The organism is Paenibacillus sp. JT22N1 (assembly GCF_059692155.1).
This window is the reverse complement of sequence record NZ_JCAUAW010000009.1, coordinates 276,587-297,550: the sequence shown is the minus strand read 5'-3', so window position 1 is coordinate 297,550 and position 20,964 is coordinate 276,587. Positions and strand designations below refer to the sequence as shown.

Here is a 20,964-nt window from a genome sequence, read left to right as displayed (position 1 = left end):
CATGAAGGTGGTAAACTGCTTGTAGGTACGATGCCGAAGATCGGTATTTGACCCGCTGACTACCGGGCTTGTACACAATTGAGGCCGTTATATAAATAATATTCGAGAAGAAGACCGCTTCCCTAGCTGGGAGCGGTCTTCTTGTGTCACGAAGGCTACTCCGACCTTGCAGGTTGATATTCTTGGTGACTGGCGCGAAGAAGTGCTCCTGCCTACAACGGATAGCTCGGAATTGAGAGTTTGCAGCACGAACATCATCAGGGATAGGTTTATGGATGAGTTACCGTGATTTTTTATTGTGCAATATGACTTTTTGCATCATAGCGGAGAAATGAATCACGATCCGAATAGCGGAAAAACGGTGCTTTAAACGCCAATTTGGATATTCAAATGCTCAAAAATGGTGTGCTATGATCCTCGTGTAAGGCAATCCAATTACATGGGAGGATTTATTCGATGAAATCAAAAAAGGGGATTATGGCAGTAACTGGTTCATTACTAGTGCTAACAAGTGTGCTTAGCGGTTGTGGAAGCAGTTCAACGACTTCAACGAATACTTCGGCGACTCCGGCAACTACTGCTGGTGCGGCAAGCACGCCGGCGGCGTCTGCCCAACCACTATCGCTGACATGGATGAGGTATGAACACGCTTCGCAAGCAATCGTGGCCAATTCAAAAGCCGTTCAGGAAATTGCAAAGCGTAAAAATGTTAAACTAAATCTTCAAAGTGTCCCTCAAAGCAACTACGATGATAAAAAGAAAACGTTGATCGCAACGAATACCCTGCCTGATGTGATGCTTGTCAAACAGGATGATATTCAGAACTTTGCCGACTCGGGAGCATTCCTTGATTTGACTCCTTATTTGGACAAAATGCCAAATCTGAAGAAAGTCATTTCCCAGCAGCCTGAGATCAACAAAAACAAAATTGACGGTAAGCTTTATGGATTCCCTCTTGTAGCGAATTGGCAGGGTGTTGGAGGCCAGCTTTCGATGATCCGTACGGATGTGCTTGATAAGCTAGGTTTGAAAAAGCCAACTACTTATGATGAATTGCATCAAGTGATGAAGAAAATGAAAGAAGCGAATCCGGATTCTTATCCTTTTACTGCTCGTGCTGCAAATGGACTTACAGGAACAGAAAATCTAATCAATCCGATTTCATTCGCATTTGGAAGCGGATACACAACCTTTAACGGAACGAAAGTATACTACGAGCCGAAAGAAAAACAATACAAATTCGGACCTGCTATGCCAGAGTTTAAAAGTGCTATCACATTCTTGAATAAACTCTACAAAGATAAGCTTCTTGATCCGGATTATTCAACGGCTACATCGCAAATTTGGCAAGAAAAGCTAAATGCAGGAAAATCCTTCTATTTCCAGGATAATAATGGTTTCGCAGGCACGTTTAATATTAATCTGCAGAAGAAGGATCCGAATGCTAAGTTTGATATGTTGGATACCATGACATCACCGAGCGGTGCGAAGCGTAACCTTATCTATGCACTTGGCCACTTGTCGGAATCGTACGTAATTAATGCGAAAGTAAAGAATCCTGAACAAGTAGTTCAATTCATGGACTGGTTCTACTCCCCAGAGGGAATTGAGGTTACAAACTTCGGTATTAAAGGCGAAGATTTCACTGGCGAAAACGGCGATTACAAATTGACTGACGCTGTTGTCAATAAGTATAAGGACAGACAGCCAAGCGCGATTTATGCGCTGCAATCTGAGTATGGCACGGGCTATCTGGGACTTGCTATAGATAATGACGATCATGCTGGATTACCTTTTAACTCCAAGGAATGGGTAGATTGGAACACGAAAGCATCTAAAGCTTTAGCTGCAGGCGAAAATGTTCAATTCGTTAACGACCCTCCATTTACAAAAGAAGAGCGTGAGAAGCTGAAACAAATCCGTACACAGCTTGACGCTCACCTGGCTCAAAACATGGATAAATTTATTGTGACAGACGGTGCACTCAATGATTGGGATAACTTCGTTAAACAACTCAAAGCAAAAGGTGCAGATGATATCGTCAAAATCTACAACGATGCCTTAGCCCGCGTGAAGTAAAGATCAAAGTTCATGCAGTGAGAGGGCAGGTTGCTAAGACACACTGGGCAGCCTGTCCCTTTATTTTCCCGAAAGGAGTGGAGATATTTGATACCAGTTGTTGAGATTAAAAAAAATACACCAGTTGTTGAGATTAAAAAAAATATCCGTAAGAGCATGCCACTGTATCTCATGTTTCTATTACCGTTTGCCTATTTTGTTATTTTTCATTATGCACCTATGGTTGGGAATTTGATGGCATTTGAAGATTATTCGATCGTCAAGGGTTTCTTTCATAGCCCGTGGGCAGGGACGAAGTATTTCCGCCAATTTCTAACGGATCCGTATTTTTGGCAAGTGGTTCGCAATACAGTGCTAATCAACCTCTATTCACTAATTTTTTATTTCCCATCTTCTCTCGTGTTCGCTTTATTGTTAAACGAGCTGCAACAAAAATTTTTCAAAAGGTTTATTCAAAGCGTCACGTATGTTCCGCACTTTCTGTCTACCGTTGTAGTCGTAGGTATGCTGGTTAACTTTCTCTCCATCGATGGTCTCATTAATGAAGTGATTAAGATTTTTGGCGGGGAACCGAAGACATTCATGTCCATGCCGCAGTGGTTTCGAACCATTTATGTCGGATCTGAAGTTTGGCAAAATCTTGGTTGGAACTCCATTATTTATTTGGCGGCATTGACAGCTATCGATCCGCAACTGTATGAGGCGGCGACGATGGACGGGGCAAATCGATGGCGCAAATTGCTGCACATTACACTGCCTGGGATTTCAACCGTCGTCACGATCATGCTGCTTTTGACTGTGGGTAAAATGCTTTCGGTCGGATTTGAGAAAATTTTATTATTGTACAGTGGTCCCACTTATGAAACCGCAGATGTTATTCAAACATTTGTTTATCGTCGAGGGTTGATTGACAGCGACTTTAGCTTCGCAGCTGCTGTAGGTATTTTCCAATCTGTACTGGCCTTTGCGCTCGTTGTATCAGCGAATCAAATTGCCAAGAAAATAAATGGATCAAGATTGTTCTAGCGGAGGGGATTGAGATGCAAAGTCGAAAGTTTTCTTTTTTCGATACAATTAACATAATTTTTATGCTGGCTATGATCTTTATTACCCTGTATCCGCTTTATTATATGGGAATCATATCGATTAGCTCCGGGTCATCGGCTAGCAGCGGTGAAGTATTTTGGCGACCTATAGATATTAATTTTAAAGCCTATAGTGTCATTTTAAATGATCCTGCCATTGTGCGCTCCTACGCAAATACCTTTTTTTATACGGCCGCTGGTGTGCTTATTAATTTGGCGATGACGGCTCTTTGCGCATATCCTTTGTCGCGAAAGCATATGTATGGGCGCTCATTTTTTGCTTTGTTTGTTGTGTTCACCATGTTCTTCGACGGTGGTCTCATCCCGCGTTATATGGTGGTTCATGCGTTAGGAATGGTCAATACGGTTTGGGCAATATTAATTCCGACTGCGATCAATGTTTTCAATATGATCCTTATGAGAACATTTTTTGAAGATATTCCAGAAGCACTGCACGAGTCTGCGATCATGGACGGCGCCGGAGAATTTCGAGTTTTCACAAAAATTGTCCTGCCACTTTCTTTGCCTGTCATGGCTACAATGTTTCTTTTTTACGCGGTAGCTCACTGGAACAGCTTCTTCCCTGCACTCATTTACTTAAATGATAAGGAACTGTACCCGATGCAAATCATTTTACGTAATATCGTCATTTCGGGAGATATGGCTTCACAATCCGCACAGCTTGGCGCTGCAGAAGCGGGGCTGGCCGTCATGACAGAAAATATTAAATACGCCTGTGTCTTCGTTGCCATCTTGCCCGTGCTTGTCATTTACCCGTTTGTACAAAAATATTTTGTGCAAGGAGCCATGCTGGGATCTGTAAAAGGATAGAGGCTTTAAAATTATCAAAATGCGTGATGGGGGATAACATGACAGTTGAAACGAAGCTTCATTTAATTGGAAATGCTCATTTGGATCCGGTTTGGTTATGGCGCTGGCAGGAGGGGTATGCGGAGATCAAAGCGACTTTTCGTTCTGCTTTGGATCGATTGAATGAGTTCCCTGATTTTGTATTTACATGTGCTTGCGCGGCATATTACAAATGGGTTGAAGAGAATGCACCCGAGATGTTTGCCGAAATTATGCAGCGTGTTGCCGAAGGTCGCTGGGTCATTACAGGCGGTTGGTGGATTCAACCGGACTGCAATCTGCCATCAGGCGAATCATTTGCTAGGCATAGCTTATATGGACAACGGTATTTTATGGAGAAATTCGGTGTAATGGCGAAGGTAGGCTACAATGTAGATTCTTTCGGTCATCATGGCATGATGCCACAGTTATTGAAGCAAGGCGGAATGGATTACTACGTCTTCATGCGTCCTGGGGCGCATGAGAAGACATTGCCACACGATTTATTCTGGTGGGAATCGGAAGATGGCAGCCGTGTTATGACATTTAGGCTCGCCGACAGCTACGGCAATTGGGCGAGCAATGGCATGGAAGATAAGATCATAACCCACAGAAATGTGGCCGTAGCAAGCGGTCATGCCTTTATGTCTTTCTATGGCGTTGGTAATCATGGCGGGGGTCCGACCATTGAGAATATTAAGCTCATTCATGAGATCCAGAAGCGGCCAAATCTGGACGATATTCAGTTGAGCTCTCCGAATCATTATTTTGCAGCAATGAAGAAGATCGATCCGGATATCCCTGTGATTAAGGATGAAATGCAGATGCACGCAGTCGGTTGTTACTCAACCCACTCGGAATCCAAGGCCACGAACCGCCGAGTGGAGCACAGGATGCTGACAGCGGAGAAATTTGCTACACTAGCCAATTTGACGCTAGGTTTACCGTATCCGTTTGAAGCACTTAATCGGGCTTGGGAAAACGTCATGTTCAATCATTTTCATGATATTATGGGCGGCTGTAGTATTAAGGAAGCTTACGACGATGTTCAGGAATTTTATGGTGAATCGTTAAGCATCGGGGCAAAAGCAATAAACGCTGCTCTTCAAAAGATTTCCTGGTCGATTAATACGATGAAACCAGGTGTGACATCCTTAAGCAAGGAGAAGGACTGGCAGCTTTGGGAACAAGATGACCTTGGTTCACCTCTTGTGGTATTTAACCCATTATCGTGGGAAGTGGAGGCACCGATTGGTATTAACAAGAAGCTGGCTGGCGTGACCGATGCTGCAGGCAATCCCTTGCCGATTCAAACGATCAGAGCATCACGGACAAATACCAGTGATAAATGGGATACGTTAATCACGGGGCGAATTCCGGCTTTTGGTTATCAGGTGTTTTGGGTATACCGGGATAAAGCTTGCGATCCGATGGAGCCAAAAGGTGCCGCTCGGGCTGAGGGTTGTTTCTTAGAAAATAATAAGCTTTTCGTTGAGATCGATCCTGATACTGGATATATCCGACATGTCATTGACAAGCTTCATGGTTGTAGAGAAGTACTGGCTGGAGATGGAGCGGTGCCAATCGTCTTGGATGAGAGCCATAGCGATACATGGGGACACGGTCTAACACATTATCGTGAGGAATGGGGACGCTTTTGTAACGCAGAGGTGAAAGTACTTGAAACGGGTCCTCTGAGAGCGACAATTAGAGTAATTAGTCATTTCGGAAATTCTGTCCTTAGTCAGGATATAAGCCTATTACATGACAGTTCCGACTTGCATGTCAAGGTGAAGCTTGATTGGAGAGAACAGCATAAGATGCTGAAGCTTGCCTTTCCTATTAATGTCGAGCAGCCTCGTGCCGTGTTTGAAATTCCGTATGGCTTCATTGAACGTCCTACGAATGGAAACGAGGTGCCCGGACAAATGTGGGTGAATATATCGGGTAATGAACCTAGTACAGCTGAGGGAATTGAACCGTCAGTAGTGTTCGGACTATCTCTGATCAACGATACCAAATACGCTTACGATGTTCTAGACAATGAATTGAGGATGACTGTAGTGCGAAGTCCGATTTATGCAGATCATTTTGGCGAACGTGATGAACAATCGGAATATATGGATCAGGGTGTGCAGGAGTTTATCTACATACTCTCGCCTCATGCCGGATCGTGGCAGGATAGCGGCGTTGTACGTAAGGCATACGAATTGCATACTCCGCTGCAGCAGGTATGGGAAACGTACCACGAAGGTAATTTACCGCAAGTTTCCGAGGGAATTGTGATTTCTGCTGAAAATGTGGTAGCTGTGGCCTTTAAACCAGCGGAAGACGGGAATGGCTGGATTCTACGCTGTAATGAAACTTACGGAAGAGAAGTGGAGACAAATCTATGCATTCCAGTCTTAAATCGCAGTTGGCGAAGTACCTTTGGCAAGTGTGAAATTAAAACGTTTTTTATACCTGCAGAACAGCACGACCCCATCATGGAAGTGAATTTTTTGGAATTGAAAAATAATATCAATGAGAGAGAGATGTCAAATGAAGATTAATAACCCTAACGGCGTATGGCCAACCATGATTACCTTATACAAGGAGTCTGGAGAAATTGATTTTGATGCGATGGGACGTATGGTTGAATGGTTTATTCAAAACAAGGTTGACGGTTTATTTGCTGTATGCCAGTCTAGCGAAATGTTCTTTTTAAGTTTGGAAGAGCGTGTGAAGCTTGCCGCTTTTGTCGTGGAGAAGGCAGCGGGAAGGGTTCCTGTCATCGCCTCGGGGCACATTTCCGACTCGCTTGAAGACCAGGCTCGAGAATTGACAGCGATGTCAGAAACGGGCGTTGAGGCCGTAATCCTGATTTCGAACCGATTGGCAGGAGCGGATGAGTCCGATGACGTGTGGAAGGCTAACGCTCAGAAGCTAATCAAACAGCTGCCGGATCATATTGCGTTTGGTATTTATGAATGTCCATTTCCATATAAGCGTCTATTAACACCATCTGTCTTGAAGTGGTGTGCGGATACCGGAAGATTTTTCTTCTTGAAGGATACTTCTTGCGATGTGGAGATGATCAAAGAAAAGCTAGAAGCGATTAAAGGAACTTCATTAAAGCTTTACAACGCCAATACAGCTACGCTTCTGGAAACATTGAAGCTTGGCGTTGATGGTTACAGTGGAGTCATGGCTAACTTTCATCCAGACCTGTATGCATGGCTTCTACATAATTGGGAGAAGCAGCCTGAAGAAGCGCAGCGTTTAAGTGATTTACTGAGTGTAGCTTCATTTATTGAGCGGCAGTTGTATCCGATAAACGCTAAATATTATCAGATGAAGGAAGGAATCAGTTCGAATTATCGCTCACGTGCGAGAAATCAGGATGAGTTTACAGCCACGAATAAAGCGGAAGTCGATCAGCTATACCGTCTTTCCAAGGAGTTATCTAAGCAATTCTCAGCTGTTGCGACTAAGAATTAACAGAGGAATGAGGAATGAATACCCATGCTCCCCAAAAGCATTCATTTAGCTGATAAAAAGTTGGAAAAACGAATTTCCGAATTGGAGCAGTATCGATATATCGATCATCTGCCGATACCTAGCTATCAATTTTGGGAGGATCAAGAAGCGGCAGTAGCGGCTAAGCCGCCAGAGAACGCGGAGGATTCTGACGAGTGGATCGTTCGCTGCTACGAATATGCTGGTTCGCGTGGAGCAAGCGATGGAGTATACAGGCAGACGCTTTGAAGCCTAATTCAAACCGTATGAACTGAAAATTCTTTTGGCCTAGGTTATCAATTCAGGCAAAAATAGAAAAATGAAGGCCACATGAAGTCACTCTACGCAGTAGGCGATTTTATGTGGCCTTAGTTTGTGCTTAGTCGGTTACCTGATTCCTTGCAGGGATGATTTAACAACGACAACAGCAGCGCGGCGGAGCAGCTAGTAAAAGAAAACATTAATGTATAGCGGGAGGATTTCATATAGAAAGATCCGAATAATACATAGATAATAATTGTTACAAAGTTCCTCAGCCAATACATGATTTGGGATTTGTGGGAACAGGAGGGGGGAGTGAACTTGAATTGGAAGCATCTGAAGCAATCATTGAATAAGAACAGGCTATTCTTTAAGATTCTGCTATATTTCATCTCATTATTAATTCCAATTGTCATTATTGGAATCATCTCTTATTTTAACGCAGATCAATTAATTAAGAAGGATGCCTCTGAGAAGCTTACTGATAATTTGATTTCATCCTCCAAAACAATTGATATTTATCTAAATATGGCGCAGGCAACCAATAACAGCTTGCTGCTTAGTGAGACGATTCAGCAATACTTACGACCGGATTCATTACTTACGGATGATGAGAAAATCAAAATGCCATCGATTGTGAGATCAATTGCGGGAAATCGCAATCCAATCAGTCATTTTGTTGATAATATTTTTATTTTTGTGGATGATAAACGCGTGTATTTAAGTGATGGTATCGTTAATTTTGACATTTTCTTTGACAAATTTTATAAATTTGATGAGTATAATAAAGACTTCTGGCGTAAGCGCTTACAGCAGAGCAGCTTATTCGAATTATTGAAGCCTACCAAAGTGGTTAACGCTGATATGAATTCTTACCGCGAGGTTATCCCGAGTATTACGACACAATATTTAAATGGACATTTGGCAACGATGGTGACAACGATATCGATTCCTACGATCAAGGCTACACTGCAAAACAACTCGATATTCGCGGCTACCCACTATCTTGTACTGGATAAAAACAATCAGATCATTCTGCAAAGCAGTGGGTTAGATGAGAAAGCGAAACAGGAAATCATTGCTGGATTTTCTTCGGAGGAGCGAAGTAAAGGGGCGATTCGGATTGGAGAAGAGCAGAACTGGCTAGTTCAAACCACGTCCGATTTTGGGTGGAAGTATTTTTCAATTACCCCTGTGAGCTCATTTAACCAAGAGTCTGCAAGTATTTTTAATTTGATTATCTGGATATGCATTAGCTTACTTATTATTGGCGTAGCTTTTTCTTTTATATTCAGTGTTCGCTTATATAATCCGATCAAAAATATTAGAGATATTTTACAAAAAACGGAAGAAGCGGATGAATGGAACAATGATACACACCACAGCAGCGAACTTCAAAGGATCGGAAATAGCGTCAATCAATTGATACAGCAGCATAGAGACGACAATATTAAAATCAATACATTTTCTGATGAAATTCTCGAACAGTTTTTCACGAATTTAATTAAAGGATATCGAGGGGCACAGCCTTATTCCGTTAATCAAATCTTAAATGAAATTGATTTTCACACAGGGAGTTATTTATGCTGCTGCTTCATGATTCATTTTAGGGATAGATTTTATCATGAGATTGTGGAAGCTGACCGATTATTGATTTTGGAAAAGATGAAGAATGTGCTTTGGGGCATTATGAAGAAGTACGTGAATTGTTATTTGACGGAATATGAGCCCTACTTATATGTTTGCATGGTTAATTTGAAGAGTGAGGAAGACCGTGGGCAATTAGACCAAGCTTTAGAGATGATTAAACTGACCTTTGCCTATGACATGATTTATTGCGAATTAATTATTGGTTTAGGAAAAAAATACGATAAGATCGATGATTATTCGAAATCTTATAGTGATGCTATTACAGCAATAGATAAACGGACGGACTCATCCAAGATGGTCATTTTAGATGCGACTCATTTTGTTATCGATCAAAACTACTATTATTCATTTCTAGATGAGAACAAAATAGTAAATGGTTTGAAATCAGGTGACATGGGTGGCCTGAAGGTAGAGCTGGAAGGAATCATTGGCTTGAATAAAGCAAGGGGTGTCTCTTATCACTATCTCGGGGCTTTGCTTGTGGAGTTCTACAATACGGGTAATCGCTATATTACGGAAAAGCGACTTAGTGTTTATGATTTTCTTGATGCGAATGAACATGCTTTTTTGAGTCAAAAGGAGCTCTTACCAAGTGAGTTTGATGGAAGATTGAAAAATATCTTTGAATTTTACGATAAAATTATCACAAGGACGTTATATAAACCTGAAAGCAAATCGGGTGCGGTTGTCTCACTCATAACCGATTATATTGAGAAGCATTATGAAAAGGACTTGTATCTCGAAGTGATTGCAAACGAAATAGGACTGTCCGCCAAGTATGTGTCAAGAATGTTTAAAGAGTCGACCGGGACGAATATTTCGGACTATATCAGTCTTATTCGGATTGCCAAAGCGAGAGAATTATTAGCGCATACAGATTTGAAAATTAGTGAAATCGCCGATCAGATTGGCATATTCAGCCGTACAACCTTTCTACGTTTGTTCAAAAAGTATGAAGGCATTTCGCCGAATGAATATCGTAGTAGCCATAGAATCAAGCAGAAATAGGCTGTAAATGGACTATTGAAACATGAGGGATAAATGACTCATCACGATTAATGTGGAATAACGGTTCATCGAATGGAATTTTGGTTCTTTCAAAGAGAGCCTGCTAGCCTATAAAATAAAATTGCCAGAAACAAATCCAGATTTATTAAGGAGGAACAACATGGTTATTAAAAAAAAAGGAATGTTAACCGTCTATTGTTCACTCGCCTTACTGGGAAGTTTATTGGCAGGTTGTAGTAGCCCAGTCAAGCCAAATGTTACGGCGTCAAAAGTATCATCAGTTCCTGCCAAATACATAACGCTTTCATGGATGAGATATGAGCATTCTTCGCAAGCGTTAGATGTAAATTCGATCATTGTTCAAGAAATTAAAAAAAGAAAAAATGTGAAGCTTGAATTACAAAGTGTTCCACAAAGTAATTATGAGGATAAGAAGAAAACTCTAATTGCTACAAACTCTATACCCGATGTGATCATGGTTAATCAAAATGATCTTTCGAACTACGCTGATTTGAATATTTTCCTAGACCTCACACCGTATCTGGATAAAATGCCGAATTTCCAAAAACTAATTCAACAGAAGCCTGAAATCAATAAGACAAAAGTCGATGGCAAGTTATATGGCTTTCCGCTCGTAACCAAATGGAGCTTGCAGTCTGGTCAGCTTCCGATGATTCGTGTAGATTTGTTGACAAAGCTTAACTTAAAAACCCCAACGACCTATGAAGAACTCTATCAAGTACTCAAGAAGCTTAAAGATGCTTATCCAGCTTCTTATCCTTTTACTAGCCGTGCAGCGAATGGTAAAACGGGAACAGAAAATTTGATCAATCCAATTGCTTTCGGTTTTGGTAGTGGATATACCAATATTACAGGTACTAAGGTTTATTATGAGCAAGCTACAAAGCAATATAAATTTGGTCCTTATTCACCTGAATTTAAAGATGCGATTACCTATCTACATAAGCTCTATAAAGAAAAACTTCTTGATCCGGATTATTCCGTAGCAACCTCACAAACATGGGTGGAAAAATTAAGCACCGGAAAATCTTTCTTTTACCAAGATAACAATGGTTTCGGTGTAAACTTTAATAAAGCACTCCAGGCTAAAGAGCCAGATGCCAAGTTCGAATTGTTACCTGTCATGGCTAGTAGCAATGGGGTTAAACGCAACAACGTATATCAACTTGATCATCTTGGTGAAATGTACGCAATAAGCTCAAAGGTGAAGAATCCTGAAGAAGTTATCAAGATTATAGACTGGATGTATGGAGACGAGGGGACAAATCTGACAAGCTTTGGTGTAGAGAACGTTGATTATACACTAGCTGGTGGCGAATATAAGATTTCTGAAGCGACGCAAGCGAAGTTTAAGGATAAACAAGATCCATTCCGGGCGATGCAATCTGCACTTGGAACCGGTTACCTTGGCTTAGCACTTCATTCTGACGACCACCCTCTTGTTCCTTCTTCTGCACCGGAACTAATTAAGTGGTCTGACAAGGCAATCAAGGATCTGGCAGATGGTATTAATTTCAGAGAAGTCAACGATCCTCCATTTAATAAAGAAGAACGAGAAAAGCTTAAACAGCTCCGTACACAATTAGATGCGCATTTAACGCTGAGTATGGATAGATTCATTATCAATGATGGAGCATTGAATGAGTGGGATAGTTTTATTAAACAATGCAAAGAAAAGGGCGCAACTGAAATTGAAACGATTTATAATACGGCACTCGCAAGAGTAAATCAATAGACAGTTGCTATTTTAACCGAATAAACCATTTATCCCTATGTGAAAAAGTACTTTATACTAGGTGCTATTCTAGGATCACTAAGGGGGTGAAAGGCGGCATTTTGTTGTATTAATATTACAAAATTACGCAAATAAAGTTTAGGAGATGGTGTGTAATGCTTACGAAATCAGGGTTCAAATACTATGCGATTGGTGTGGATTATGGAACGGAGTCTGGCAGGGTGCTCCTCGTAGATATCGAAAATGGGGAAGAAATAGCGATGCATGTTACACCTTACCCTCATGGTGTGATCGACGAACGTTTGCCGAATTCTGATCGATTGTTGGAAGCCAATTGGGCTCTTCAGCACCCAGACGACTATATGGATGTATTAAGAAAGTCAGTGCCTGCTGTAATAAGCAGCGCGGGTATTGATCCGAAGCAAGTGATCGGAATCGGAATTGATTTTACAGCGTGTACGGTTCTTCCGGTTGATGAAAGTGGCGTTCCGTTATGTTATCAAGAGGAGCTTCGGGATGAGCCTCATGCTTATGTCAAGCTGTGGAAACACCATGCAGCGCAGGAAGAAGCAAATCGCATTAATGAGACGGCGGAACGCCTAGGTGTTGGCTTCTTAAGTCGGTATGGTGGCAAAACATCTTCTGAATGGATGGTGGCCAAGGCGTGGCAGATGCTGAATGAAGCGCCTGCGATTTATGAACAAACGCATCGTTTGATGGAAGCGGCGGATTGGGTTGTTCTGCAAATAACGTCTAATTCAATCCGAAGTAGCTGCTGTGCGGGCTATAAGGCATTTTGGCATAAAACAGACGGCTATCCTTCAAAGGATTTCTTTAGCGCACTAGATCCTAGGCTTGAAACATTCGTGGAAACCAAACTTCAGGGAGACATTACTTTGCTTGGCTCAAAAGCAGGTGAACTGACGACCGAAGCTGCTGCGATTATGGGGCTACGCCCTGGAACAGCGGTAGCTGTTGGTATTATTGACGCACATGCAGGTGTTGCTGGCGCAGGAGCCGTGCACGCTGGTCAAATGGTAATGGCAATGGGAACTTCCTTGTGTCACATGCTGCTGAGTGATAAGGAAATACATGCGGAAGGCATTTGCGGAGTCGTAGAGGATGGGATTGTTCCTGGGTTGTATGGTTATGAAGCGGGACAACCGGCAGTCGGCGACTTATTCGGTTGGTTTGTTGAGCAGGGTGTACCAGGTTATGTGAAGGATGAAGCTGCGAACGAAGGCATCAGCGTACATGCCTATTTGGAGAAACTGGCAAGGGATTTGAAACCTGGACAGACAGGATTACTAGCATTGGATTGGTGGAACGGCAATCGTTCGGTGCTCGTAGACGCGGATTTGAGTGGGTTGATTGTTGGTATGACCTTGCAGACGAAGCCAGAAGACATATACCGTTGCCTGTTGGAAGCCGCTGCCTTTGGTACACGAAAGATCATTGAAACGTTTGAGCAAGCAGGTGTTAAGGTGAGCGAATTGCTTGCTTGCGGTGGCCTACCTCAACGTAATCAGCTGCTCATGCAAATATTTGCTGATGTGACCCGCCGTGAGATTAAGATAGCCGATTCAACGCAGACTTCAGCACTCGGTGCAGCTATTTTTGGCGCAGTTGCGGCAGGTACTGAACAAGGCGGTTATGCGAGTATTGTGGAAGCGGCGTCTCGAATGACCCGTGTGAGGGAAGAAAGCTATAAGCCAATCGATGAACATAGCCAAGTTTATAATGAGTTATACCTGGCGTATAACCGTCTACATGAGCTATTCGGCCGTGGTGGCTGTGATGTCATGAAGGCATTGAAGCGGATTCAGCTAGGAGGCACTGTTGAATGAATGCTATTTTGCAACAAATGACAACTCGCTATCCCGAGTTAATAGATTGTGTGCCAGATATTGAAGTGGGATATGAGCTTTTATACAATTCCTTTCATCAAAATGGCAAGCTGCTCTTATGTGGAAATGGTGGAAGTGCAGCAGATTGCGAGCATGTTGTTGGAGAATTGATGAAGGGATTCATGTCCAATCGGCCACTGTCCGCATTGATCAGCTCTCAATTTGAGAGTGAATTCCCGGGAGAGGGCGTTGGTCTTGCGGAAAGGCTCCAAGGCGCGCTGCCGGCGATTTCACTCATTAGTCATACAGCTTTAATTAGCGCATATGCAAATGATGTTGCTCCGGAAATGATTTTTGCTCAGCAAGTGTATGGCTATGGACGTCCAGGCGATGTATTAATTGCTTTTAGTACGTCGGGTAACTCTCTTAATGTACTCCGGGCCTTGCAAGTTGCCAGAGTGCAAGGTATGAAAACCATTGGTTTTACTGGTTGTAGTGGAGGGGAAATGAAGTCGCTTTGCGATGTGGCCATATGTGTGCCTTGGGAAAAAACATCGGATATCCAAGAGAGGCATCTGCCGATCTATCATGCGATATGCAGTATGCTGGAGGAGGCGTTCTTTCCCACATGACAATGCTGGCAGCGATCGATATTGGTGGAACAAAATGTGCAGTGAGTTTGGGTACTGTGGAACAAGATCGAGTAACTATTTTGGAAAAAATAAGCTTCACGACGCCATCTAAGCCGAAAGTGGCAATGGATGACATCACAGCAGCCCTGGAGACTGTAATATCTAGGCATTCTGAGCAAACACCTGCGGCGCTAGGCATCAGCTGCGGAGGTCCATTAAACAGCCAGGCTGGACTCATTCTCTCGCCTCCGAATCTTCCAGGTTGGGATAATATTGACATGATCACTCCTTTTCGCGCGCGTTTCGGTATTCCGGTCGGCTTACAGAATGATGCGAATGCTTGTGCGTTAGCGGAGTGGCGTTTTGGAGCGGGAAAAGGTTGTCGAAACATGATTTTTCTTACCTTCGGTACGGGTATGGGGGCAGGGCTTATTCTTAACGGGCAGCTTTATAGGGGAACGAATGACATGGCCGGTGAAGTAGGGCATGTTCGTTTAGAAGCTGATGGGCCATTGGGATATGGGAAGGAGGGTTCATTTGAAGGTTTCTGTAGCGGCGGAGGTATCGCGAAGCTCGCGCAAACGATGACGATAAAAGCTATTCAAGAAGGTAAGGCTCCTTCTTTCTGTAAGCATATGAACGACTTGGCAGGTTTGTCTGCTGAAACGGTAGGAAAGGCTGCGCAAGAAGGGGATCCTTTGGCACGGCAAGTATTTAATCTGGTAGGTCGCCGGTTAGGACAGGGACTTGCTATGTTGGTAGATGTACTCAATCCGGAAAGAATTGTTATTGGTAGTATCTATGGGCGGCAGCAAGAATTGCTTGAACCTATTGTCATGGCCACATTGAGACAGGAAGCCTTATCTTTGTCCCTGGATGTATGTGAGATTGTGCCTGCTGGGTTAGGTGAGCAAGTTGGAGATTATGCAGGATTATCTGTTGCCATGGAAATGTTTGAAAAAAGGGCAGACGAATAATGACAGTCTACCTTGCAAAAAAATGCTAGCAAGGTAGATTTCTTCTCGCAGAAATAATCACTAAGTTTCTATAGACTAACAGTTTTTCTTATCATGGTAACACTACGACCAGCTCTAGAATGGGTTTATTACAGTGTGCAGCCGAACCAAAGGGTACAACAAAAATTTTTCTTGATAAGAAAAAAGGAATTTACGTTGCTTCGTGTTCACAACCTCAAAAAATTCGACAATACGGGGGAAGATCTCGAGGATTTGATCTCAATCGGGACGATCGGATTGATCAAAGCGATCGAGTCATTTTCGCCGAACAAAGGGACCAAGCTCGCGACGTTCGCCGCTCGCTGTATTGAGAACGAGATCCTTATGCATCTGCGTTCGCTTAAGAAAACGCGCAAAGATGTGTCCTTGCATGATCCCATAGGAACGGACAAAGAGGGGAATGAGATTACTTTAATCGACATCCTTGGCACGGAGGCCGACGATGTCGTAGATAAGGTTCAGCTTAAGATAGAGAAGAGCAAAATCTATCGCAATCTGGAGATCTTGGACGATCGCGAGAAGGAAGTCGTCGTTGGCCGGTTTGGTCTGGAACTTGGCGGGGAAGAGCGGACGCAGCGGGAGATTGCGAAGGAGCTCGGCATCAGTCGCTCTTATGTGTCGCGGATTGAGAAGCGGGCGCTGATGAAGCTGTATCATGAGTTTTATAAGGCGAAACGGTAAGGGTTATGAATCAGATACTTCATTTATTTGGACCCTGTGCAAGTAATGGAGGTGAAGGTGATGACGTTAATCCATATCGAGAATGCTAGTAAATACTATACGATGGGCGAGGAAACGATTAAAGCATTAGATGATGTCTCTTTAGATATTGATCATGGAGAGTTCGTGGCCATCATGGGACCGTCAGGTTCCGGCAAATCCACACTAATGAACATCATAGGGTGTTTGGATATTGTAGATAAAGGTGTTTATGACCTTGATGGTCAAGCAATAAACTTGCTTAAGGATTCACAGCTAGCTGAGATTCGCAATCAGAAGATTGGATTTGTTTTTCAGAGTTTTAACCTGCTGCCTAGATTAAATGCTTTTGAGAATGTGGAGTTGCCTTTGATCTATCGGGGAATGACGAAAAAGGAAAGAGAGTCTCTCGTTTTACATGCACTAGAATCGGTAGATTTGCTGGATCGCAAGAAGCATTTTCCATCTGAGCTATCTGGCGGACAGCAGCAGCGAGTTGCAATTGCGCGAACGTTGGCAGGAGATCCTCCGATCATCTTGGCGGATGAACCTACGGGAGCATTAGATTCGAAGACAGGTGTGGAGATTTTAAACATTTTAAAGGGATTAAATGCACAAGGTCGGACGATTATTTTGATTACGCATGACTCATTGATTGCTGAGCAGGCGAAGCGGATTGTACGGTTTCGGGATGGGCGGTTGAATGAAGTTGTTTAATGTTTATAAGACCGGAACTCCAAACAAGGGGTTCCGGTTTGTTTATTTTCTTTGAGTTATTCAAAGAAAAATTTCAGCTTGCATAACCAATACGTCACTGATATAAAACAACACAAACAAATGTTCTTATATAGGAGATGATTATGTTGGCAAAGGAACTAGCGTAAGCTCATTTATCGGAAGTCTGATATCATCCTAATACTAATAATGAGACTTTCTCGGCAATTGTCTCTTTATCAAATGTTACTTGTCCAGAAGCCCATAAGTAACCAGACTCAAGCAATAAATACACACAAATCCAACGCGATGGTTAATTGAGGAGGCGGTTTCCCGACCTCTTTCTTAAGTAAACAATAAACCGCTACACCATTCATAGGGTGCAGCGGTTTATTGTTTTATGGTTTCATAAATTACGATTAGTTTAACTTACCCGTAGATTCACGAAATATCGGCTTCGTTTGAACGTGAGTAATTTGAGGAGGCTTGAGAGGGTTCTTGACCCTGGACAACAATATTTCAGCGGCCAGAACTCCTAATTCGTCCCGGAATATATGAACGGTTGTCAAATGAGGTTCTACGATCTGCGACTCAGGAGAGTTATCGAAACCGCTGATAACAATATCCTCTGGTATTTGTATATTCTTATTTTTTAATATCCTCATCACGTTAATTGCAATAAAATCATTCGCACAAACAAATGCAGACGGAAGGTTCTTCATGTTATCCAACCGATTCTCAAACCATTTAGGATCCGCAATATATCGATCTTCTTCAACTATACAAAATAAAGGGTCGAGCTGTAAATGAGAGTCTAGTAATGCCCTGTTAAATCCAACCCATCTTTCATTAAAACTTTTACAATGATTGTAATCGCCAATAAAGCCAATGCTTGCATAACCATTATCGATTAATTTCTTTGTCATATAATAAGAACTTTGTTCGTTCTCCATTAGAATAATATCTGCATGAAGCTCGGAATAAAAGATATCCGCTGTGGAATCTATAAAAATGGCTGGGATTCCCAAGGAATTGATTAGTTGGGTGTATTTCTTGTCAAATAACTCAATACAAACGATTCCGTCCACTTTTTTTGTGTCGAAATTATTAGGCAGTACTAATGAAGAAATGTCAGATTCTCGAACAATATGAATGGATAAATTAAAACCATCGGAACTGATTTTTTTCTCAAGCCCGCTTAGTGATGAGGCGCCAAAATGAGAATTACTCGGCAAATTTGACGTTAAAAGTGCAATGTTGCCCGTATTTTTGGTGGTTAACGTGTCCGTATCGATAAGAGCAAATTGTTTATAATTTAATTCAATCGCACGTTTTAATACTTTATTTCTTGTTTCTGCAGGAATACTTTCACTTCCGTTAAGAGCTTTAGAAACGGTATTCCTAGATAGCCCCAAGGAGTCCGCGATATATTGTATAGTGATTTTTTCTTTACTCATTTGCTTACTCCTTTGCGAACAACATCAGTTCTCAGATCAATGAATGATTAGTTTAAACTAAATGTATAGCATTATTATTAAAACGTCAATTCAAAATGTTACAAATGAACAAATATTGACCCAGGAATTAGTGCAATTGCAGATTAACAATAACTAAACATTTGAACTAATCCTTGCGAACAAATCCACAAATTCATTTGTGCAAATGAATTTGTGGATCGAGATGAGAATCTCCATTTATTCTGCTTTTTCTTTAAATAACTAATGAAAATGAACAATATTTCGATTTTTAGTGAGAATATGCATCTTATTTTGTTTGCAAATGAACAAAAAATATAAAAATTATGTTGACTAAATTAATTAATATGTGTAAATTGTAATTGTGGTCAAGAGGATAAGACGAAGAATGTAAGCCCTTACTATCAAGGGATTTACATGTGAAAAAACACAATTGTTTGAAATGATTTATGCAATTGAAAAATTTTATGGATATTTAGTTAGGGGGGACAATCTTGCAAGAAGTTGCGGAGGTTGACATGAGAGCTGTTAAACAAAGAAGTAATACATTTATAAGCAAAATCGATTATATGAGGAAAAATCCTTTCCTGTACTTACTGATGGCACCAGCCTTCATCCTGACGATCATATTTAAGTACGTGCCCATGTACGGGGCGGTCATTGCTTTTAAAGACTTTAGTCCGAGCAAAGGGATTTTCGGCAGTGAATGGGTTGGATTAAAGCATTTTACGAAGTTTTTAACCTCACCAAATTTTGAAGTTATTTTCATGAACACGCTGAAACTTAGTGCTTACGGACTCATACTTGGTTTCCCGGTTCCCATTTTATTAGCGCTTATGCTGAACCAATTGCGGAAAGCTGGTGTTAAAAAAAGGATTCAATTGGTCTTATATGCGCCAAACTTTATATCCGTTGTCGTTGTTGTCGGGATGCTATTCGTCTTCTTATCACCGGTAGGGCCGATTAATAAGATTCTAACCCTGATTACTGGCCATCCTATTAGTTTTATGTCAGACCCGGATTATTTTCGTACACTTTATATCTTATCTGGCATTTGGCAGGGAGCGGGCTGGTCATCGATTATTTATGTAGCTGCATTAGCCGGCGTTGATCCCGAACTCCATAATGCTGCAACCATTGATGGAGCTAACCTGCTGCAAAGAATCAAACACATCGACTTGCCTACGATTAAACCGGTTATGGCAATCGTATTCATCTTAGCTGCCGGCGGCATTATGGCAATCGGATTTGAGAAAGCATATTTGATGCAAACGGCAATGAATGTTCCGACATCAGAGATCATTCCAACCTATGTGTATAAAATTGGTTTGCAAGCAGGGAATTACGCCTATTCCTCTGCGGTTGGTCTTTTTAACTCCGTAATTAATGTCGTTTTGCTTATCCTCGTTAATATTGTCGTAAAGAAATTAAATGAAGGTGAAGGCCTCTATTAAAAGAAAAGGAGATGCCGTATGAATTTTAAGCCTACTAGATTGGACCGTTTTATTCTGGCCATCAATTACATTCTATTGTTCTTTGCTGTATTGATCGTTGTAGTTCCCTTAATTTATGTAGTCGTGGCATCGTTTATGGAGCCGACTGCACTGTTAAATAAAGGGATCTCCTTCCATCTTGCGGATTATAGTGTTCAAGGGTATAAAGTCATCTTATCGAATCATGCGATGATCCGGGGATTTGTAAATGCTCTTTTTTACTCTGTCGCATTTTCTTTTGTTACCGTCGTTGTCTCCATTTTTGCTGGTTACCCTTTATCGGTTGCTGGTTTCGTAGGTAAAAAGTTTTTTACGATCCTGTTTGTCGTCACCATGTTTTTCGGCGGCGGGTTAATTCCAACCTATCTGGTGATAAAAAACTTGGGAATGTTAGATACGGTATGGGCGATCATCCTACCAACAGCCGTAAATGTTTGGAATATTGTTTTGGCAAGGACCTTTTTTAGTGGGATTCCGAATGAATTGAACGAGGCAGCAAAGGTCGATGGCGCATCTGAGGTGCGTATCTTCTTCAAGATTGTTCTCCCTCTATCTAAACCAATTATTTTCGTATTAGCTCTATATGCATTCGTAGGTCAATGGAATTCTTATTTCGACGCGTTAATTTATTTGAAGAGTGCTAATTTGCTGCCTCTACAGTTGGTTTTAAGATCTATCTTAATTCAGAATCAAGTAAATCCTGGCATGATTGCGGACCAATTGGCTATGGCAGAACTGAAACGGCTATCTGAGATCATTAAATATTCGTCCATTGTCATTTCCAGTCTACCGTTACTTGTTATGTATCCTTTTTTCCAAAAGTATTTTGAAAAGGGTGTCTTGGTCGGTTCATTAAAATAATGGACCGGCAAGCATATAGGATTTCCAAAAAAAGAGGAGGG

17 protein-coding genes are annotated in these 20,964 nt (G+C 41.8%); 16 read left to right on the top strand and 1 reads right to left on the bottom strand.

Annotation, left to right across the window (positions count from 1 at the left end; translation table 11 throughout):
• Positions 1-91: 91 nt before the first annotated feature.
• The 14 genes from AC58UU_RS19020 to AC58UU_RS18955 all read left to right on the top strand — a co-directional run bounded on the left by AC58UU_RS19020 (position 92) and on the right by AC58UU_RS18955 (position 17,097).
• The gene (locus AC58UU_RS19020) at positions 92-289 is read left to right on the top strand and encodes a rhamnogalacturonan lyase family protein (RefSeq protein WP_497318313.1); all 198 of its coding nucleotides are present in this window, start codon (positions 92-94) and stop codon (positions 287-289) included.
• 167 nt (positions 290-456) lie between these two features.
• Positions 457-2,079 (top strand): extracellular solute-binding protein, encoded by a 1,623-nt coding sequence (locus AC58UU_RS19015; RefSeq protein ID WP_497318245.1) that lies wholly within the window; start codon positions 457-459, stop codon positions 2,077-2,079.
• Positions 2,080-2,166: 87 nt separating this feature from the next.
• Positions 2,167-3,105 carry an ABC transporter permease gene (locus AC58UU_RS19010; protein WP_497318243.1) on the top strand — a complete coding sequence of 313 codons (939 nt, stop codon included), beginning with the start codon at positions 2,167-2,169 and terminating at the stop codon, positions 3,103-3,105.
• Between the two features lie 14 nt (positions 3,106-3,119).
• Positions 3,120-3,995, top strand: a complete 876-nt coding sequence (locus tag AC58UU_RS19005) for a carbohydrate ABC transporter permease (RefSeq protein WP_497318241.1) — start codon at positions 3,120-3,122, stop codon at positions 3,993-3,995.
• Between the two features lie 38 nt (positions 3,996-4,033).
• On the top strand, positions 4,034-6,565 hold the full coding sequence (locus AC58UU_RS19000) for an alpha-mannosidase (protein ID WP_497318239.1): 2,532 nt from the start codon (positions 4,034-4,036) through the stop codon (positions 6,563-6,565).
• A complete protein-coding gene (locus AC58UU_RS18995) occupies positions 6,555-7,493 on the top strand; it encodes a dihydrodipicolinate synthase family protein (RefSeq protein WP_497318237.1) in 939 nt (312 codons plus the stop codon). Before AC58UU_RS19000 ends, AC58UU_RS18995 begins: the two co-directional genes overlap by 11 nt.
• A gap of 24 nt (positions 7,494-7,517) precedes the next feature.
• Positions 7,518-7,760, top strand: coding sequence for a hypothetical protein (locus AC58UU_RS18990; protein ID WP_497318235.1), 243 nt, complete (start codon positions 7,518-7,520; stop codon positions 7,758-7,760).
• Positions 7,761-8,093: 333 nt separating this feature from the next.
• Positions 8,094-10,430 carry a helix-turn-helix transcriptional regulator gene (locus AC58UU_RS18985; RefSeq protein ID WP_497318233.1) on the top strand — a complete coding sequence of 779 codons (2,337 nt, stop codon included), beginning with the start codon at positions 8,094-8,096 and terminating at the stop codon, positions 10,428-10,430.
• Between the two features lie 160 nt (positions 10,431-10,590).
• Positions 10,591-12,186, top strand: a complete 1,596-nt coding sequence (locus AC58UU_RS18980) for an extracellular solute-binding protein (RefSeq protein WP_497318231.1) — start codon at positions 10,591-10,593, stop codon at positions 12,184-12,186.
• Positions 12,187-12,341: 155 nt separating this feature from the next.
• Positions 12,342-14,033 (top strand): ribulokinase, encoded by a 1,692-nt coding sequence (locus AC58UU_RS18975; protein ID WP_497318229.1) that lies wholly within the window; start codon positions 12,342-12,344, stop codon positions 14,031-14,033.
• On the top strand, positions 14,030-14,665 hold the full coding sequence (locus tag AC58UU_RS18970; RefSeq protein WP_497318227.1) for a D-sedoheptulose-7-phosphate isomerase: 636 nt from the start codon (positions 14,030-14,032) through the stop codon (positions 14,663-14,665). Before AC58UU_RS18975 ends, AC58UU_RS18970 begins: the two co-directional genes overlap by 4 nt.
• Complete coding sequence (locus AC58UU_RS18965) at positions 14,662-15,642, top strand: ROK family protein (protein ID WP_497318225.1); 981 nt, start codon at positions 14,662-14,664, stop codon at positions 15,640-15,642. The genes AC58UU_RS18970 and AC58UU_RS18965 overlap by 4 nt, the downstream gene beginning before the upstream one ends.
• Before the next feature lie 93 nt (positions 15,643-15,735).
• A complete protein-coding gene (gene sigK, locus AC58UU_RS18960; RefSeq protein WP_497318223.1) occupies positions 15,736-16,362 on the top strand; it encodes an RNA polymerase sporulation sigma factor SigK in 627 nt (208 codons plus the stop codon).
• A gap of 60 nt (positions 16,363-16,422) precedes the next feature.
• Entirely contained in the window at positions 16,423-17,097 is a 675-nt protein-coding gene (locus AC58UU_RS18955) for an ABC transporter ATP-binding protein (RefSeq protein WP_497318221.1), read from the top strand.
• A gap of 416 nt (positions 17,098-17,513) precedes the next feature.
• Here the strand turns inward: AC58UU_RS18955 and AC58UU_RS18950 are convergent, their stop codons facing one another.
• On the bottom strand, positions 17,514-18,551 hold the full coding sequence (locus AC58UU_RS18950; RefSeq protein ID WP_497318219.1) for a LacI family DNA-binding transcriptional regulator: 1,038 nt from the start codon (positions 18,549-18,551) through the stop codon (positions 17,514-17,516).
• Between the two features lie 536 nt (positions 18,552-19,087).
• Between AC58UU_RS18950 and AC58UU_RS18945 the strand changes: the two genes are divergently transcribed.
• Together AC58UU_RS18945 and AC58UU_RS18940 are read left to right on the top strand one after the other, a co-directional pair.
• Positions 19,088-20,023 carry an ABC transporter permease gene (locus AC58UU_RS18945; protein WP_497318311.1) on the top strand — a complete coding sequence of 312 codons (936 nt, stop codon included), beginning with the start codon at positions 19,088-19,090 and terminating at the stop codon, positions 20,021-20,023.
• A gap of 18 nt (positions 20,024-20,041) precedes the next feature.
• The gene (locus AC58UU_RS18940; protein WP_497318217.1) at positions 20,042-20,923 is read left to right on the top strand and encodes a carbohydrate ABC transporter permease; all 882 of its coding nucleotides are present in this window, start codon (positions 20,042-20,044) and stop codon (positions 20,921-20,923) included.
• Positions 20,924-20,964 lie beyond the last annotated feature (41 nt).

Bases quoted from the DNA above. Each gene is read 5' to 3' on its own strand.
- AC58UU_RS19015 (WP_497318245.1), top strand. From the start codon at position 457: ATGAAATCAAAAAAGGGGATTATGGCAGTAACTGGTTCATTACTAGTG.
- AC58UU_RS19005 (WP_497318241.1), top strand. From the start codon at position 3,120: ATGCAAAGTCGAAAGTTTTCTTTTTTCGATACAATTAACATAATTTTT.
- AC58UU_RS19000 (WP_497318239.1), top strand. From the start codon at position 4,034: ATGACAGTTGAAACGAAGCTTCATTTAATTGGAAATGCTCATTTGGAT.
- AC58UU_RS18995 (WP_497318237.1), top strand. From the start codon at position 6,555: ATGAAGATTAATAACCCTAACGGCGTATGGCCAACCATGATTACCTTA.
- AC58UU_RS18990 (WP_497318235.1), top strand. From the start codon at position 7,518: ATGCTCCCCAAAAGCATTCATTTAGCTGATAAAAAGTTGGAAAAACGA.
- AC58UU_RS18980 (WP_497318231.1), top strand. From the start codon at position 10,591: ATGGTTATTAAAAAAAAAGGAATGTTAACCGTCTATTGTTCACTCGCC.
- AC58UU_RS18975 (WP_497318229.1), top strand. From the start codon at position 12,342: ATGCTTACGAAATCAGGGTTCAAATACTATGCGATTGGTGTGGATTAT.
- AC58UU_RS18970 (WP_497318227.1), top strand. From the start codon at position 14,030: ATGAATGCTATTTTGCAACAAATGACAACTCGCTATCCCGAGTTAATA.
- AC58UU_RS18965 (WP_497318225.1), top strand. From the start codon at position 14,662: ATGACAATGCTGGCAGCGATCGATATTGGTGGAACAAAATGTGCAGTG.
- sigK (WP_497318223.1), top strand. From the start codon at position 15,736: ATGGTAACACTACGACCAGCTCTAGAATGGGTTTATTACAGTGTGCAG.
- AC58UU_RS18955 (WP_497318221.1), top strand. From the start codon at position 16,423: ATGACGTTAATCCATATCGAGAATGCTAGTAAATACTATACGATGGGC.
- AC58UU_RS18950 (WP_497318219.1), bottom strand. From the start codon at position 18,551: ATGAGTAAAGAAAAAATCACTATACAATATATCGCGGACTCCTTGGGG.
- AC58UU_RS18945 (WP_497318311.1), top strand. From the start codon at position 19,088: ATGAGAGCTGTTAAACAAAGAAGTAATACATTTATAAGCAAAATCGAT.
- AC58UU_RS18940 (WP_497318217.1), top strand. From the start codon at position 20,042: ATGAATTTTAAGCCTACTAGATTGGACCGTTTTATTCTGGCCATCAAT.